This window comes from Rahnella sp. R3(2024) (genome assembly GCF_042920125.1).
Classification (GTDB): domain Bacteria; phylum Pseudomonadota; class Gammaproteobacteria; order Enterobacterales; family Enterobacteriaceae; genus Rahnella; species Rahnella rivi.
Map to the genome: position 1 here is coordinate 3,724,133 of NZ_JBHGBU010000001.1, position 14,479 is coordinate 3,738,611.

Here is a 14,479-nt window from a genome sequence, read left to right on the forward strand (position 1 = left end):
GACGATGCTTCAGCAATTTATCAAGCGACCTCGTTTTGCGATGGTCATCGCGCTGGTCACCGCCCTGATTGGGGCGGTGGCGCTCAAGGTGATCCCGGTTGAGCAATATCCGGATATCACGCCTCCCGTTGTGTCTGTCAGCGCCATCTATCCGGGGGCGAGTGCGCGGGACGTGGCTGAATCTGTGGCGGCGCCTATCGAAGCGCAGGTTAACGGCGTCAGCAATATGCTGTACATGTCGTCAAACAGCGGCAATAACGGCAGCTACTCACTGAATATCACCTTTGCCAGCGGTACCGATCCGGATACTGCGGCGGTTGAAGTGCAGAACCGGATTTCTCAGGTGAGCGCAAAATTGCCCGCCGAAGTGCTGAACACGGGCGTGTCGGTTCGTAAACAGGCTTCCAATATTTTAATGGGCATCAGCCTGCTTTCCCCAAATAATACCCACGACATGTTGTTTATCAGCAACTTCTCCAGCATTCAGTTGCGGGACGCTCTTGCGCGAATCGATGGTGTGGGCGACGTACAGGTTTTCGGATCGCGTGATTACAGCATGCGTATCTGGCTGGATCCGCGCAAGATGGAGGCGCTGAACGTCAGCAGTACAGAAATCAGTGCCGCGATCCAGAGCCAGAACGTCCAGGCTGCGGCCGGTCAGATTGGCGCATCGCCGAGTCCTTCGTTACAGCAGCAAACCCTGACGATCAGCGGTGCCGGGCGTCTCAGCTCACCGGAAGAGTTCGCCAATATTATCGTGCGTAAGAATGAACAGGGCGGAGCGGTGCGGCTGCGCGACGTCGCGCGCATTGAGCTGGGTGCGCAGGATTATCAGGTCAACGCGACGCTGAATCAGACGCCTTCGGCTTTCCTTTCTGTCTATCCTGCGCCCGGTGCCAATGCGCTGAACGTGGCAAATGCGGTGCGTGAGGAGATGACCCGACAGGCGCGTTATTTCCCGGACGATCTCAACTATGAAATTAAATTCGACTCGACCCAGTTTGTCAGTGCCACGCTGGATGAAATCGCCGTCTCTCTCGTCCTGACATTTCTGGTCGTCCTGACGATTGTCTTTCTGTTTTTGCAAAGTGCACGCGCCACTTTTATTGTCGCGCTGACCATTCCCGTCTCTTTGCTGGGCACCTTTGCCGTGCTCTACGCGTTTGGCTATTCCGCCAATACGCTGAGCTTATTTGCCATCATTCTTGCGCTGACGGTGGTGGTGGATGACGCCATTGTGGTGGTAGAAAATGTCGAACGCCTGATGACGGAAGACCCCTCGCTGGGCCGGGTGGCAGCCACCCGTAAAGCGCTGAAACAGATCGCCGGGCCAATCATCGCCACAACGGTGGTGTTAATGGCGGTATTTGTGCCGATCGCCGTGTTACCCGGCATTACGGGCGCGCTGTATCGTCAGTTTGCGGTAACGCTGTCGGCTGCGGTGATTCTTTCAAGTATCAATGCATTAACCCTGACTCCCGCACTTTGTGCGACCTTACTCAAACCCCGCCCTGAAAAACCGGCACGCCTGTTTGGCGCTTTCAACCGGGGGCTGGACAAGGTGCGGGATGTTTATGTCACGGCGACCGGCGGGCTCAGTAAACATGTGCTGACCAGTGCCCTCACCGTGATGGTGATTCTTGTCACGTGCGTGTGGGGTTATTCCACGTTGCCAAAATCCTTCCTGCCGGATGAAGATCAGGGCTATTTCTTCGTCAACGTACAGTTGCCGGATGGCGCATCGCTCGGGCGAACCGATGCGGTACTGGGACAAATGCAGACGCTGCTGGAAAACGACCCGGCCGTTGACGATGTCATCGCCATCAGCGGTTTCAGTCTGCTGAGCGGCGGCAGTGCGCCAAATTCGGCGTTTGGGATTGTCTTGCTGAAACCCTGGGGCGAACGCAGCAGCGTGGATCAGGTGATAGGCCGCCTGCAACCCGCGATGGGCGGCATCCCGTCGGCGATGATCATGGCGATTAATCCGCCTGCGATTTCCGGCCTGGGAACCGCATCGGGTCTGGATCTTCGCCTGCAGGCATTGCAGGGGCAGTCGCCGCAGGAACTGGCAGCGACCGGTCAGGCGCTGATCATGGCGGCAAATCAGGACCCGCAGCTCAGCCGCGTGTTCACCACCTTCAGCGCCTCGGTACCTGAAATCGCCCTGAGCGTTGACCGTGACCGCGCCGCGCAGTTGCAGGTGCCGGTCAGCCGGATTTTCGGCACACTACAAACCTCTCTGGGTGGCGTGAATGTCAGTGATTTCATTATCAATAACCGTCTGTTCAATGTGCAGATGCAAAATGAAATGGAGGACCGCCAGCGCGCCGACCAGATTTCCACGCTGAGCGTACGTAGCGACAACGGTTCGCTGGTCAGCATGGGCAAACTGGTTGATCTGACGCCTTCGCTCGGCGCGCCATTTATCACGCAATACAACCAGTTCCCGTCACTGGCCATCAGCGGCTCGGCGGCGCAGGGCGTGAGTTCCGGTGAAGCCATGGCGCAAATGGAACATATTCTCAGTGAAAAGCTTCCTGCCGGTTACGGATATGAATGGACGGGAATGTCATTACAGGAAATTCAGGCTGGCGGGCAGGCGATTCTGATTTACGCCGCGGCACTGTTATTCGCGTACCTGTTCCTGGTGGCGCAGTATGAAAGCTGGAGTATTCCGCTGGTGGTGATGATTTCAGTCATCTTCGCGGTGTTTGGCGCTATCGCGGGATTACATCTGGCCGGGCTGAGCAATGATGTGTATGCGCAGATTGGTATGGTGTTGCTGATAGGGCTGGCGGCCAAGAATGCTATTCTTATTGTGGAATTCTCGAAAGCACGCCGTGAAGAAGGAGCGTCTGTACGGGAGGCGGCACAGGACGGGGCGAAACAGCGTTTTCGTGCCGTCATGATGACGGCAATTTCCTTCATTCTCGGTGTCTTGCCGCTGGTACTGGCTTCCGGTGCCGGCGCGATGAGCCGACACATTATTGGTGTCACGGTATTCAGTGGCATGTTGCTGTCAACGACGGCGGGGATCTTGTTTATCCCGGCACTGTATGTCCATATTCAACGTTTCCGTGAATGGACGAAATCGCGTTAATCTGCTGCACAGGCCATGAACAGGAGAAAGCCATGCGAAAGACAATAGTGACGGATCAGGGGCTGAAAATTGTCATGATGATGGCGATGCTGGTGGTAATTTTTGCCGGCATTAAATCCGCCGCAGATATTATCGTCCCATTGATTCTGGCGCTGTTTCTGGCTTTCGTCCTGAATCCGCTGATTGTTCTGCTGGAGAAAGCGCGGGTGCCGCGAGCGCTCGCGGTAATGCTGGTGGCGACGGTGGTGATTTGTGTGATGGTGTTTTTGACAACGACGTTGCTGGTCACGCTCAATGATTTCGCACGCACCTTGCCGCAATACCGCGGGATCATTGCCGAGAAACTGCGCCAGTACGATGCCTATTTTCCTCAGGGCGAACTGACGTTCACACCGGAACAGCTTGCAGGCTACATTGATCCAGCTGCGACACTGAATCTGGTGAGTAAGCTCATCAGCTATCTGTCGAACGCCATGGCCGGCCTGTTCTTATTGCTGATGACCGTCGCCTTTATGCTGCTCGAAGTCCCGCAGTTGCCCTACAAACTGGAACAACTCTCAGACGATCCCGGCAAGGGCAGGGCAAATATCCAGCGCGCACTGGACAGTGTGACGCGGTATCTGGTGATTAAAACGTTAATTAGCGTCGTCACTGGTCTGGCGGTGTGGGCATTACTGGCGTTCATCGGCGTCAGGTTTGCCTTTCTGTGGGGAATGCTGGCTTTTGCCCTGAACTATATTCCGAATATCGGATCCTTCCTGGCGGCCATCCCGCCAATTATTCAGACGTTTCTGTTCAACGGCGTGAGCGACGGGCTGATGGTGACGGCGGGTTACATCCTGATTAACGTGATTTTTGGCAGCATTATTGATCCCAGGATCCTCGGGCGCGGGCTTGGGCTGTCCACGCTGGTGGTCTTCGTTTCGCTGATTTTTTGGGGCTGGCTGATGGGGCCGGTGGGGATGCTGTTGTCTGTGCCGTTGACGATTGTAATGAAAATCGCCCTGGAGCCCACCGCCGCAGGTCATAAAATTGCTGTCCTGTTGGGCGATGGTGCACCGAACCGCTAGACCTTGTTTTGCTCTTCAATATCTTGCGCATGCGATTCAATACTTCGCAGGGAAATCAGCAACTGCTGGCGGGCAAGGGGATCCAGACCTTCAAACAGGCGGTCAATGGCGGCCTGTTTTGGCTGCTTCACCTGTTCCAGCGCCTGCTTCCCTGCGTCTGTGAGCTCAAGCAACTGTGAACGGCGATCGGTGGGATGCGGCTTTCTCACTAACAAACCGTCTCTGTCCATTGCATCGATCGCGTCTGTGATCGTTCGCGGTGATTGCTGAAGCGCATGCGCCAGTTCGCCCGGACGGCAGGTGCCTTCGTGTGCAATGGCGGTTAATAGTTTTCCACGGGCAAGTGAAAGCCCCTGAGCGGACATTGCCGCATCGACCTGTTTACGCATCAGACGAATAACGGAAAGTAATGTTTCTGTGATCTCTGCGGGAGTCGCGTCCACCATGTTTAATTCGGCCATTTTGTGAGGCTCCTCAAAATGAGGCGGGTAATCTGAACCGATTGTAGGCCTATGCATTAAAACTGCAACCGCGTGATGGGAAGGGAAAGCGTGTCTGAATATTGCGAAGAGGTTGGCGGAGAGGACAAAAAAATGCCCCGGCGGGCCGGGGCGATTGTTTTTAGCTGTGAGCTTTATAGATCATTAACAAATCGTCTTTGATCTGGCGGCTGATGGGACTGGCCGATATGTCATCAATGGGCCAGAACAAATATTTAATCAAATTGTATATGAAACAGAACTCTAAGCGGTTGCGGACTTTTATTTTCTGCGCCAGATGACGTTTATGGACATAAACGGTGCGGCTGCTGATATTCAATTTTCTGGCAATGCGGTAGTTCGGCATCTCCGACATCCAGTAGTTCATCACCAGAATTTCCTGATCGCTGAACAACATGCGCGGTAATCCGACATTATTCCCCTGCACGTAAGCATCAGGATCTGAAGCAATCTGTTTCAAAAGTGTTGTCAGTGATTGTTTATTGAGGATAAAAACATCGCGGGTAATCGGGATCGGATCGTCACATTCCGGGTAGTTTGCGTCGATATAGCAGTAAATCCGGGCACCATGGCGGAATTCAAAGAATGCTTTCAATTCTTCAGATAATTCTGCGCTATGACAATATTGCGTCATGTTAACGAGAATCAAATCAGGCTGGAATTCATTGAAAGATTTGAGTGCCTGCGAGATATTGACCGAATCAATAATATCGAGATCATTATTCTCGATCAGATAAGAGAAAACACCTAAGCGGGTGAAACCACAGGGTTCAATAACGGAGAGTTTCATATTACATCCTTGTGTAAGCGTATGATTTACGCGTTGGAAACCACTCCTGTGATTTCTTGGGCTAGCATAGGTTTTTTTCTATAATGCTGTCAATTCGGAAATACCAGTCTATTGATCTGGTTCAAAGTGAAACCCACCAATAAAGTGTAAAGAATAAAAGAGAACGGTCAGCAGAATATAAATGACGGTTCTCTTTCATTCCCTTATTTGAAACGCGAAAGTGAAAAAGGCTTTAAATCAAAGGGGATAGGATGATTGTTAGCGAATTGCGTTACTATTTCGCCTAACACACTGGCAAATTTGAAACCGTGACCGCTCAGACCCGAAATGACCAGCGTGTTATCACGGTCAGGCAGCGTGTCGATGATGAAATCTTCATCTTCCGTCATGTCATACGTGCAGGATGCGCCACGCAGGTTGACCCCCACACCCGGCAGGAAGTGACGGAAAAAGTTAAATGACTCTGTACCGTCCTGACTGAATCCGCCATAAGGCTTGCGTTCTTCCGGCGAATTTATCCACTGCCCGCCATTGTGCTTACCGAGCTTGAGAGCATCTTTTACCGAAGGAAAACCGTAATATTGATCGCCCTGCTGGGTTTCGAGCGTAAACGCGGGGAAGTGATTTTCTTCACTGTAACGTCCGTCGGCGTGGAACCAGGCAAATACCTTTCGTAACGGTTTAACCGGAAGTTCAGGCAGAATTTTTGTCACCCAGGTTCCGGCGGTGACAGCCAGTTTTGCGCCACTGTACACACCATCTGCCGTGGACACTTCCACACCATTTTCCAGCCAGCGGATGCTGTCGACCGGGCAGTTAAACAACTGCGCGCATCCCGCTTCACGCGCCAGTCGTATGTAAGCGCTGATGGCGATTTCACTTTGCAGGTACCCGGAGTCAGGCTCAAATACGCCGCAGTAGCCGTCGGGCAGCGTGAAGAGCGGCCATCTGGTGCGGATTTCTTCTGCACTCATATCCTGCGTTATCAGGTCATAGGTTTCGGCGCTGTTTTTTACATTTCCGATAAAATCTGAGTTTTCAGGGCCGATGTTCAGCACACCGCTGCGGTGGAAGACCTTTTCTTCACTGACTTCAGCCAGTTCATCCCACAACGTCTGCGCCCTTAACAGCATCGGCACGTAACGCGCACCTTCGCCATAGGCATGGCGGATAAGGCGGGTTTCACCGTGATGGCTGCCGGTCTGATGTGGTGGCATCGCGCTGTCGATCATCAGGACTTTCAATCCGGCGCGGGTGGCGTAGTAGCCTGCCGCAGAGCCTACTGAGCCGCTGCCGACAATGATGAGGTCATAATCCATGTTACTCAGACTCCTCTGACAAAAATTTAACAAATGGTTAGGGGCATGATAGAGAGTTTACAGCAGCGAAGGCAAGCGGGGCGGCAGCAAAGAAAAAGGCACCAGGATGGAAATCGCTGGTGCCTCAGACTGGCAGATAAAGATTAGTGTTTTCGGTGATCACTGTATTCGTACTCATTCGATTCAATCTTTTCAATACCGGCTTCGAGAATGTGAATCAGTTGCCGTGCAACGTCGGTAGTCAACCAAAGTGTTCTGTCTACCTGAGCATTTTCGGGAGTCTGGTCTTTAGAAGACAGGTAATGTAGACGTATCATCATCGCGTCATAAGAGTCGACGGTACTGATATCCCAACCCACAAGCGGGTGTGTCTGAATAACTTCATCATTTCTGTCCATATAGACCCCTTATCTTGTAGTGACTAACGTGAGTGACTATCTGAGGATCAATGCGGCTCATTATCAGGTGAGCTATTTCAGTATAAACAGTTAAATCGCTTTGAGGAGTGTTTGATTGAATTTAATTGTAAAAAAATTGTATTTGTTAGTGAGTGAAAAACTGTGGAGTAAGAATTATCTGGGGATTTATGCTTTTTCGATTTTTAGCGGTGAGTCAATGTTAAGCAGAAAAGAGCAATAAAAAACCGGACTGCGACGCCCGGTAAAATACTGAAATAGCCTTGCGGCGTGGTTTGTAAAAAACCTGATTATTATAAATAAGATGGGTCAGTAAGATTGATTTTCAGGCGTTTCATCGCGTTACTCATCATTCTGATTAGAAAACCAGTCATCGGCACTTTCCCAGGTTTCCTGAAGAATTTCCTCGATCAGATCACGGTCAGTTTTTGCACCACCGAGAACGGACAAGCTATTAGCGCCGGCATAACGGACCTGAATATTATTTTCACGGTCGGAAAACTGTTTGTTGATTCTTTTACTCAATTCGCCTGATAACGCATCAAGCGCACCGACAGGCAGAGGTTTGGTTTTATCGATAGTGATTTCAACACGCATAGGACCTCCTGAATAGATTGACTGTATATTTATACAGTCAATCTGCGAGTTACGCAATAAGGAGATGAAGAGAAAATCGCACAGTGCAGTTACTTACGATTTTGTCTGACGGGTATTTAGCAGGCCGTCACTGTCCAGTTCAGGGTCTGCCCCGCCAGGAATGGCACAACGCACTCATCACCAAGGGCGATTTCTTCCGGCTGTGTCACCGGCGTGCGGGTCAGTTCGATAAAATCTTCATTGACCGGCAGGCCGTAGAAGCGCGGACCGTTCAGTGAGCTAAAGGCTTCCAAATGCTGCAGCGCGTTCATCTCTTCGAACACAGTGGCGTACGCGGGCATTGCCAAAGGAGCATTGAAACACCCCGCGCAGCCGCAGCTCGACTCTTTGCGCCCTTTGGTGTGAGGCGCGGAGTCAGTTCCAAGGAAGAAGCGCTCGGCGCCGCTGGCTATCACATTACGCAGTGCTTCCTGATGGATATTGCGTTTGAGAATTGGCAGGCAGAACAGGTGAGGGCGAACGCCGCCCACCAGCATGTGGTTGCGGTTAAACATCAGATGCTGCGGCGTAATCGTTGCGCCCAGATACTGATTGCCTTCCAGAACATACTGAGCGGCATCTTTGGTAGTGATGTGTTCGAACACAATTTTCAGTTCAGGGAACTGACGACGAACCGGATCCATCACTTCATCAATGAAATGCGCTTCCCGGTCAAAAATATCGACATGGCTGTGAGTCACTTCACCGTGGATCAGCAGAGGCATGCCGATTTTCTGCATACGCTCCAGCACCGGATAAATGGTTTTCACATCAGACACACCATGCTGGGAATTCGTGGTGGCATTTGCCGGATACAGTTTTGCAGCGGTGAAAACACCTTGCTCGAATCCGCGGGCAATTTCGTCAGGATCTACTGAATCGGTCAGATAACAGGTCAGCAACGGTGTGAAATTATGGCCTTCGGGCACTGCGTTCAGAATGCGGCTGCGGTAGGCCAGAGCTGCTTCCACAGTGGTGACTGGCGGTGTCAGGTTTGGCATGACAATCGCACGGCCAAATACTTCACTGGTGAAAGGTAACACCGTACTGAGCATATCATCGTCACGTAGGTGAATGTGCCAGTCATCTGGGCGGCGGATTCTTAAAACTTGCGGTGTTGCGGTCATCAGGCAAAACTCCGGCATTGAGAGACAAGATGTTGGGATCAGGTGCGGTAATGGGAGCATTAGCGGCGGGGAACAAGAATAAGCGCAAAACCGCTGGCTTGCATCTGTTAAATAAACTTCGTATTGAAATCAATGCAGAGAAGGGGTCATAGTAGTCACAGATTTTACTCGCCGGGCTTCACGGGATAACCCGGAAGCAGGACAAAATAACAGGAGAACTACTATGGAAATCAGAGTTGTTGCCACTATTGTTGCTAAACCGGAATTTAAGGCTCAGGTAACGGAAGCTTTGCTCGAAGTTATTGAGCCCAGCCGCCAGGAAGTGGGTTGCCTGCAATATGAGCTTCATCGGGATCTGGATAAAGAAGGAACGTTCGTATTTTATGAGCGCTGGAAATCAGAAGAAGCCCTGAATCAGCACAATAACACTTCTCACTTCCAGCACTTCGCCGCGAGTCTGGAAGGTAAACTCGATGAACTCACCATTCGACGTTTGAAAACTCTGGCCTGAACATTTGCTTCCACTGAGTTGAAAACAATTCACAGAGTCTGAGACGTAAAAAAACCCGCCGAAGCGGGTTTTTTTGTACCAGTAAACCAGTTAACAGTGAGTCAGAGCATTACTTGGTCGGCATTTCTGGTTTAGTCGCTGGGGCAGTCGCCGTACTTACTGCTGAATGACCCCCTGCAGAACCTTTACCTTCAAAGTTAAACTCAGGGCGAACCCAGTCACTTTGACGGGAAGGCTCTGGCACATAGCTTGGCGCCGGTGCTTTAGTCATCGGTGACGTTGCATGATGCTTAAAGCGTGGTGCAACAGCCGCAGCCTGACTGACTACCGGAGTTTCCGCGACAGGTGCCGCTTCAACAACAGGTTTCACTTCCGGAGCTGGCGCAGGGCTAACTTCAACCGCGGGTGCAGCTACCGGAGCCTGAATCTGAACTTCTGGTTCAGCGATGACAGCTACCGGTTCAACAACAGCAGGTTCTTGCGCCTGAGGCGAAATCGCGACCACTGGTGTTTCTTCTACCGGCTCTGCTGTCTCTGGCTCAACCAGAACAGGTTCATCGGCAACAGGCTGTTCAGCTACTGCAGCAGTTTCGGATTGCGTAACTTGCTGCGCAGTATCAGCAACACGTACCTGCTCAACGTCTGGCGTTTCAACGCGAGTCGCTTCAACGGTTGGCTGCTGAGGTGCAACGTCAATGGTTTCATTCAGAACAGGGGTGTTTTCCTGTGCGATTTCAACTTGCTGAGTTAACACTTCTGGCGCTTCTGTTTCTGCAGTGTGCTCTTCAAATCGCTGACCTTGCTCAGATGCCTGAGCCACCGGGTAGGTGATCCACACTTTACCTGAAGCCATTTCCGGAGAAACGAAGGCACCCGCCATTGGCATTGGTGACTGAGTCGGGTAGCGCTCATCACGGTAGCGGCGACGACGTTGTCCGCTGACGCGAAGATGGCGCGGCGAACGACGTGAACGACGTGGCATACCGTTTTCACGGGCGTTGTCATTCAGGTTTTCGTCGTTATCAGACGCGTGAGTCGTTTCTGCACCCGCTTCTTCATGTGAAGTGAATGCAGGTTCAGCAGGTCGGCTGCCTGTAATCAGCAGTTGAGCAGCAGCTTCAGCTTCGGAGTCCACTTCTTCTGACTCGAAACGCACTTTCTGAGTCAACTGACGACGCTGACGACGATGCGTTGGCTGGCGATCTTCCTGCTCAGCATCATCCTGCACAGGAGCAGGAACTACCGGAGCTTCCACTTCCTGAACCACAACGTCCTGAACTTTCTCTTCCGGCTGTGTTCTGCGTTTATCATCAGAACGGCGACGCGAGCGCTCACGACGAGGTTGTTGCTGCTCTTCACGAGCGACAGTTTCCACTTCTTCGTTGCGTGTTTCAGTAACAACAGGTTCCTGATTGCGACGGTTACGACGCTGGTCTTCACGAGGTTCGCGAGGTTCACGGTTATTTTCGCGGGTATCACGGCTCTCGCCACGATTATCACGATTGTTATCACGGCCTTCACCACGATTACCGCGATCGGTACGCTCACCGCGTTCGCCTCGCTCGCCGTTACGTTCGCGACGTCCACCCTGACGTCGCTGATTGCGGCGATCATTGTTACGGCGGTTTTCTGCAGATTCAGTGGTTTCAGGTTCCGCTTTTGGCTCTTCAACAGGTTTAACTTCTTGTTGAGGTTCCGCAGCGAACAAGCCCTTCAGGCCGCTCAGCAGACGGCTGACAAATCCAGGTTTCTCAGCGGCCGGTGCAGCAGGTGCGTTGACGGTTGTCGTGCGTGTCTGTACTGGCTCATCCGTAACTGCTGTCTGCTCGAAGCTTGATGGCGGCGCTTCGCTCTGAAGAGCGAATGCGGCAAGAGCGGGTTGCTCAGGACGACGACGCTCAGACGGAGTTTCTTCTGAAGGTTGCAGCATTTCAGCTTCATGAATCTGCGGCAGCAGATAGCTCAGTGCAGAAATTTCTTCACCTTTGCGCACACGAAGAACGTGGTAGTGCGGAGTCTGCATCTGATCGTTTGGTACGATCACAGCACGCACGCCACCCTGACGTTTCTCGATGGCATTCACCGATTCGCGTTTTTCGTTCAGCAGGTAAGAAGCGATCGGCACCGGTACGATGGCGTGAACTTCTTTGGTGTTTTCTTTCAGTGCTTCTTCTTCGATCAGACGCAGAATCGACAGGGAAAGCGATTCGTTATCGCGCACAGTACCGGTACCGGCACAGCGTGGGCAGATATGGTGCGTCGATTCACCCAATGACGGGCTGAGGCGCTGACGGGACATTTCCAGCAGACCGAAACGGGAAATGCGACCGATCTGGATACGCGCACGGTCCTGACGAACCGCATCACGCAGACGGTTTTCCACTTCACGCTGATGGCGTACTGGCGTCATGTCGATAAAGTCGATAACGATCAGACCACCGAGGTCACGTAAGCGTAACTGACGAGCAATTTCATCAGCGGCTTCGAGGTTGGTGTTGAAGGCCGTTTCTTCAATATCGCCGCCGCGGGTTGCACGCGCGGAGTTGATGTCGATAGCGGTTAGCGCTTCGGTGCTGTCGATAACAATTGAACCACCGGAAGGCAGACGCACTTCACGCTGGAATGCAGATTCAATCTGAGACTCAATCTGGTAATGACTGAACAGCGGGATTTCACCTACGTATGGCTTAATCTTGCTGCTGAAATCTGGGCGTCCGAGAGCAGCGATATGCTCTTTAGCCAGTTCAAGGACTTTAGGGTTATCGATGAGGATTTCACCGATGTCCGGGCGCAGGTAATCACGGAACGCACGAACGATAACATTGCTTTCCTGATGGATCAGGAACGGAGCAGGGCGGCCTTCAGCAGCTTTTTTAATGGCATCCCAGTGTTTCAGGCGGAATGTCAGATCCCACTGCAGGGCTTCTGCGGATTTGCCGACACCGGCAGTACGCACAATCAGGCCCATGCCGTCAGGCAGTTGCAGAGAAGACAGCGCTTCTTTTAATTCAGTGCGGTCATCACCTTCAATCCGGCGGGAAATTCCCCCAGCACGTGGATTGTTTGGCATCAGAACCAGGTAGCTACCGGCCAGGCTGATAAACGTCGTCAGCGCTGCGCCTTTATTTCCACGTTCTTCTTTATCAACCTGAACAATCACTTCCTGACCTTCGCGTAAAACATCTTTGATGTTCGGGCGGCCATGTGAGGCGTAATTGTTTGGGAAATATTCGCGGGAAATTTCTTTCAGAGGAAGGAAACCATGTCGTTCTGCACCGTAATCTACGAATGCCGCTTCAAGACTAGGTTCAATGCGGGTGATTTTACCTTTGTAAATATTCGCTTTTTTCTGTTCATGGCCCGGACTTTCAATATCCAAATCATACAGACGCTGTCCATCTACAAGGGCAACGCGCAACTCTTCTTGCTGAGTTGCGTTAATCAACATTCTTTTCATCTTAACTTACTCGTTATTTTTCCATTATTGACAGAGCTGCGGGCAAAATGACGTCATGACCGGATAAACCGTTGGCCCCGAGTCTTCTCGCAAATCGTCAACCTCACGGCTGTCGCTTGCATAGGGGCGCATTATTTCGGTAAGTCTGCTTTTGCTGTATTAAAGACACCAGCGTTATGAAAGCAGCACTTTTATTAGGGGAATAGCTTCTGAATTTAAGTTTACAGATCTCATTCCGTTTGCCGGCCAAGCTGCAACCCGCAGCCCGCTAATTGCTTGATTTCACATTACGTCTTACGCCATTGCTGCGTTTTTGTGCGATCAGGCAAATCTATAATTCCTGCGTTTTCCCTAACTTAAGAGAAACAACGCGGAAAGTGACTTCATTATTCCATTGCAGGCACTGTGATAGCAAGGTGACTTTTCCCGTTCTGACCAAGAATCTTATCCATCTGCGAGGCAATGCACATTGCTCATGCTTTTTATCTGGTTTTCTTGCAGGTTTTCCATGGTAGTTGCTGGTAAGCTATGAGTTAAGCACATAAAAATCTGTGGCGCGAATCGTGCCTGATATTTAGAATCCCGAGCCATGAAAACTGATAATCCAACTGTACAATTAATTCCCATTTCGGAAGATGAAGCCGGTCAGCGCATCGACAACTTCTTACTTAAAATCCTGAAAGGCGTGCCGAAAAGCATGATTTATCGCATCGTGCGTAAGGGCGAAGTCAGGGTTAATAAAAAACGCATTAAACCAGAATATAAGCTTCTTGCCGGTGATGAAGTTCGCGTTCCTCCGGTGCGAATTGCTGAAAGAGATGAAGCGCCGGTTTCCGCCAAACTGGATAAAGTCGCTGCTCTGACGGATTGCATCCTCTATGAAGACGATCACCTCCTTATCCTTAATAAACCGTCGGGTACCGCAGTACATGGCGGCAGCGGGTTGAGTTTCGGTGTGATTGAAGGTTTGCGTGCATTGCGCCCTGAAGCCCGTTTCCTGGAACTGGTTCACCGTCTGGATCGCGATACTTCCGGGGTTTTGTTGGTTGCGAAAAAACGATCTGCATTACGTTCATTGCACGAGCAGTTGCGCATTAAGAGTATGCAGAAAGACTACCTTGCGCTGGTACGGGGTGAATGGCCTTCCCATTGCAAAGTCGTTCAGGCTCCGTTGCTGAAAAATATTCTGCAAAGCGGCGAGCGTATCGTCCGGGTGAATGCCGAAGGTAAACCTTCTGAAACCCGGTTTAAAATTGAAGAGCGCTACGAGTTTGCCACATTGGTTAAAGCCAGCCCGGTGACAGGCAGAACCCATCAGATCCGCGTCCATGCTTTACACGCCGGTCATCCTATCGCGTTTGATGACCGTTATGGGGAGCGTGATTTCGATGCAAAACTGTCAGGAACAGGTCTGAATCGTTTGTTCCTGCACGCAGCGGCATTGCGTTTTGAACATCCCAATACCGGCGAGACGATGCGAATAGAGGCGCCGATGGATGCCAAATTGCGTAACTGTTTGAAAGCACTGCGTGGTAAAAGCAGCGCCCGATAAG

The 14,479-nt window shown here is 51.5% G+C and carries 11 protein-coding genes; 4 read left to right on the forward strand and 7 right to left on the reverse strand.

The window, feature by feature from the left end:
- Window positions 1-4: 4 nt before the first annotated feature.
- Both ABSH60_RS16900 and ABSH60_RS16905 read left to right on the forward strand, forming a co-directional pair.
- Complete coding sequence (locus ABSH60_RS16900; RefSeq protein ID WP_390974915.1) at window positions 5-3,100, forward strand: multidrug efflux RND transporter permease subunit; 3,096 nt, start codon at window positions 5-7, stop codon at window positions 3,098-3,100.
- A gap of 32 nt (window positions 3,101-3,132) precedes the next feature.
- Complete coding sequence (locus ABSH60_RS16905; RefSeq protein ID WP_390974917.1) at window positions 3,133-4,170, forward strand: AI-2E family transporter; 1,038 nt, start codon at window positions 3,133-3,135, stop codon at window positions 4,168-4,170.
- Here ABSH60_RS16905 and ABSH60_RS16910 read toward each other — a convergent pair.
- From ABSH60_RS16910 to pyrC, 6 genes are all read right to left on the reverse strand, one after another.
- Window positions 4,167-4,631 carry a MarR family winged helix-turn-helix transcriptional regulator gene (locus ABSH60_RS16910; RefSeq protein WP_056778722.1) on the reverse strand — a complete coding sequence of 155 codons (465 nt, stop codon included), beginning with the start codon at window positions 4,629-4,631 and terminating at the stop codon, window positions 4,167-4,169. The genes ABSH60_RS16905 and ABSH60_RS16910 overlap by 4 nt on opposite strands.
- 160 nt (window positions 4,632-4,791) lie before the next feature.
- Window positions 4,792-5,460, reverse strand: a complete 669-nt coding sequence (locus tag ABSH60_RS16915; protein ID WP_056778725.1) for a LuxR C-terminal-related transcriptional regulator — start codon at window positions 5,458-5,460, stop codon at window positions 4,792-4,794.
- 203 nt (window positions 5,461-5,663) lie between these two features.
- Window positions 5,664-6,779 carry an N-methyl-L-tryptophan oxidase gene (gene solA, locus ABSH60_RS16920; protein ID WP_136375800.1) on the reverse strand — a complete coding sequence of 372 codons (1,116 nt, stop codon included), beginning with the start codon at window positions 6,777-6,779 and terminating at the stop codon, window positions 5,664-5,666.
- A 143-nt stretch (window positions 6,780-6,922) separates the two neighbouring features.
- A complete protein-coding gene (gene bssS, locus ABSH60_RS16925; protein WP_056778730.1) occupies window positions 6,923-7,177 on the reverse strand; it encodes a biofilm formation regulator BssS in 255 nt (84 codons plus the stop codon).
- 360 nt (window positions 7,178-7,537) lie between these two features.
- The gene (gene dinI, locus ABSH60_RS16930) at window positions 7,538-7,792 is read right to left on the reverse strand and encodes a DNA damage-inducible protein I (RefSeq protein WP_056778732.1); all 255 of its coding nucleotides are present in this window, start codon (window positions 7,790-7,792) and stop codon (window positions 7,538-7,540) included.
- 116 nt (window positions 7,793-7,908) lie between these two features.
- Window positions 7,909-8,958 carry a dihydroorotase gene (gene pyrC / locus ABSH60_RS16935; RefSeq protein ID WP_056778735.1) on the reverse strand — a complete coding sequence of 350 codons (1,050 nt, stop codon included), beginning with the start codon at window positions 8,956-8,958 and terminating at the stop codon, window positions 7,909-7,911.
- Window positions 8,959-9,181: 223 nt separating this feature from the next.
- Here pyrC and ABSH60_RS16940 point away from each other — a divergent pair, with 223 nt between their 5' ends.
- Window positions 9,182-9,469, forward strand: coding sequence for a putative quinol monooxygenase (locus tag ABSH60_RS16940; protein WP_056778737.1), 288 nt, complete (start codon window positions 9,182-9,184; stop codon window positions 9,467-9,469).
- A gap of 109 nt (window positions 9,470-9,578) precedes the next feature.
- On the opposite strand, the gene rne is transcribed toward ABSH60_RS16940, so the two are convergent.
- Window positions 9,579-12,926: a ribonuclease E gene (gene rne / locus ABSH60_RS16945; protein WP_390974920.1), complete on the reverse strand. Its 3,348-nt coding sequence runs from the start codon at window positions 12,924-12,926 to the stop codon at window positions 9,579-9,581.
- 589 nt (window positions 12,927-13,515) lie between these two features.
- Here rne and rluC point away from each other — a divergent pair.
- The gene (rluC, locus tag ABSH60_RS16950) at window positions 13,516-14,478 is read left to right on the forward strand and encodes a 23S rRNA pseudouridine(955/2504/2580) synthase RluC (RefSeq protein WP_122095745.1); all 963 of its coding nucleotides are present in this window, start codon (window positions 13,516-13,518) and stop codon (window positions 14,476-14,478) included.
- The last annotated feature ends 1 nt before the right edge of the window (window position 14,479 follow it).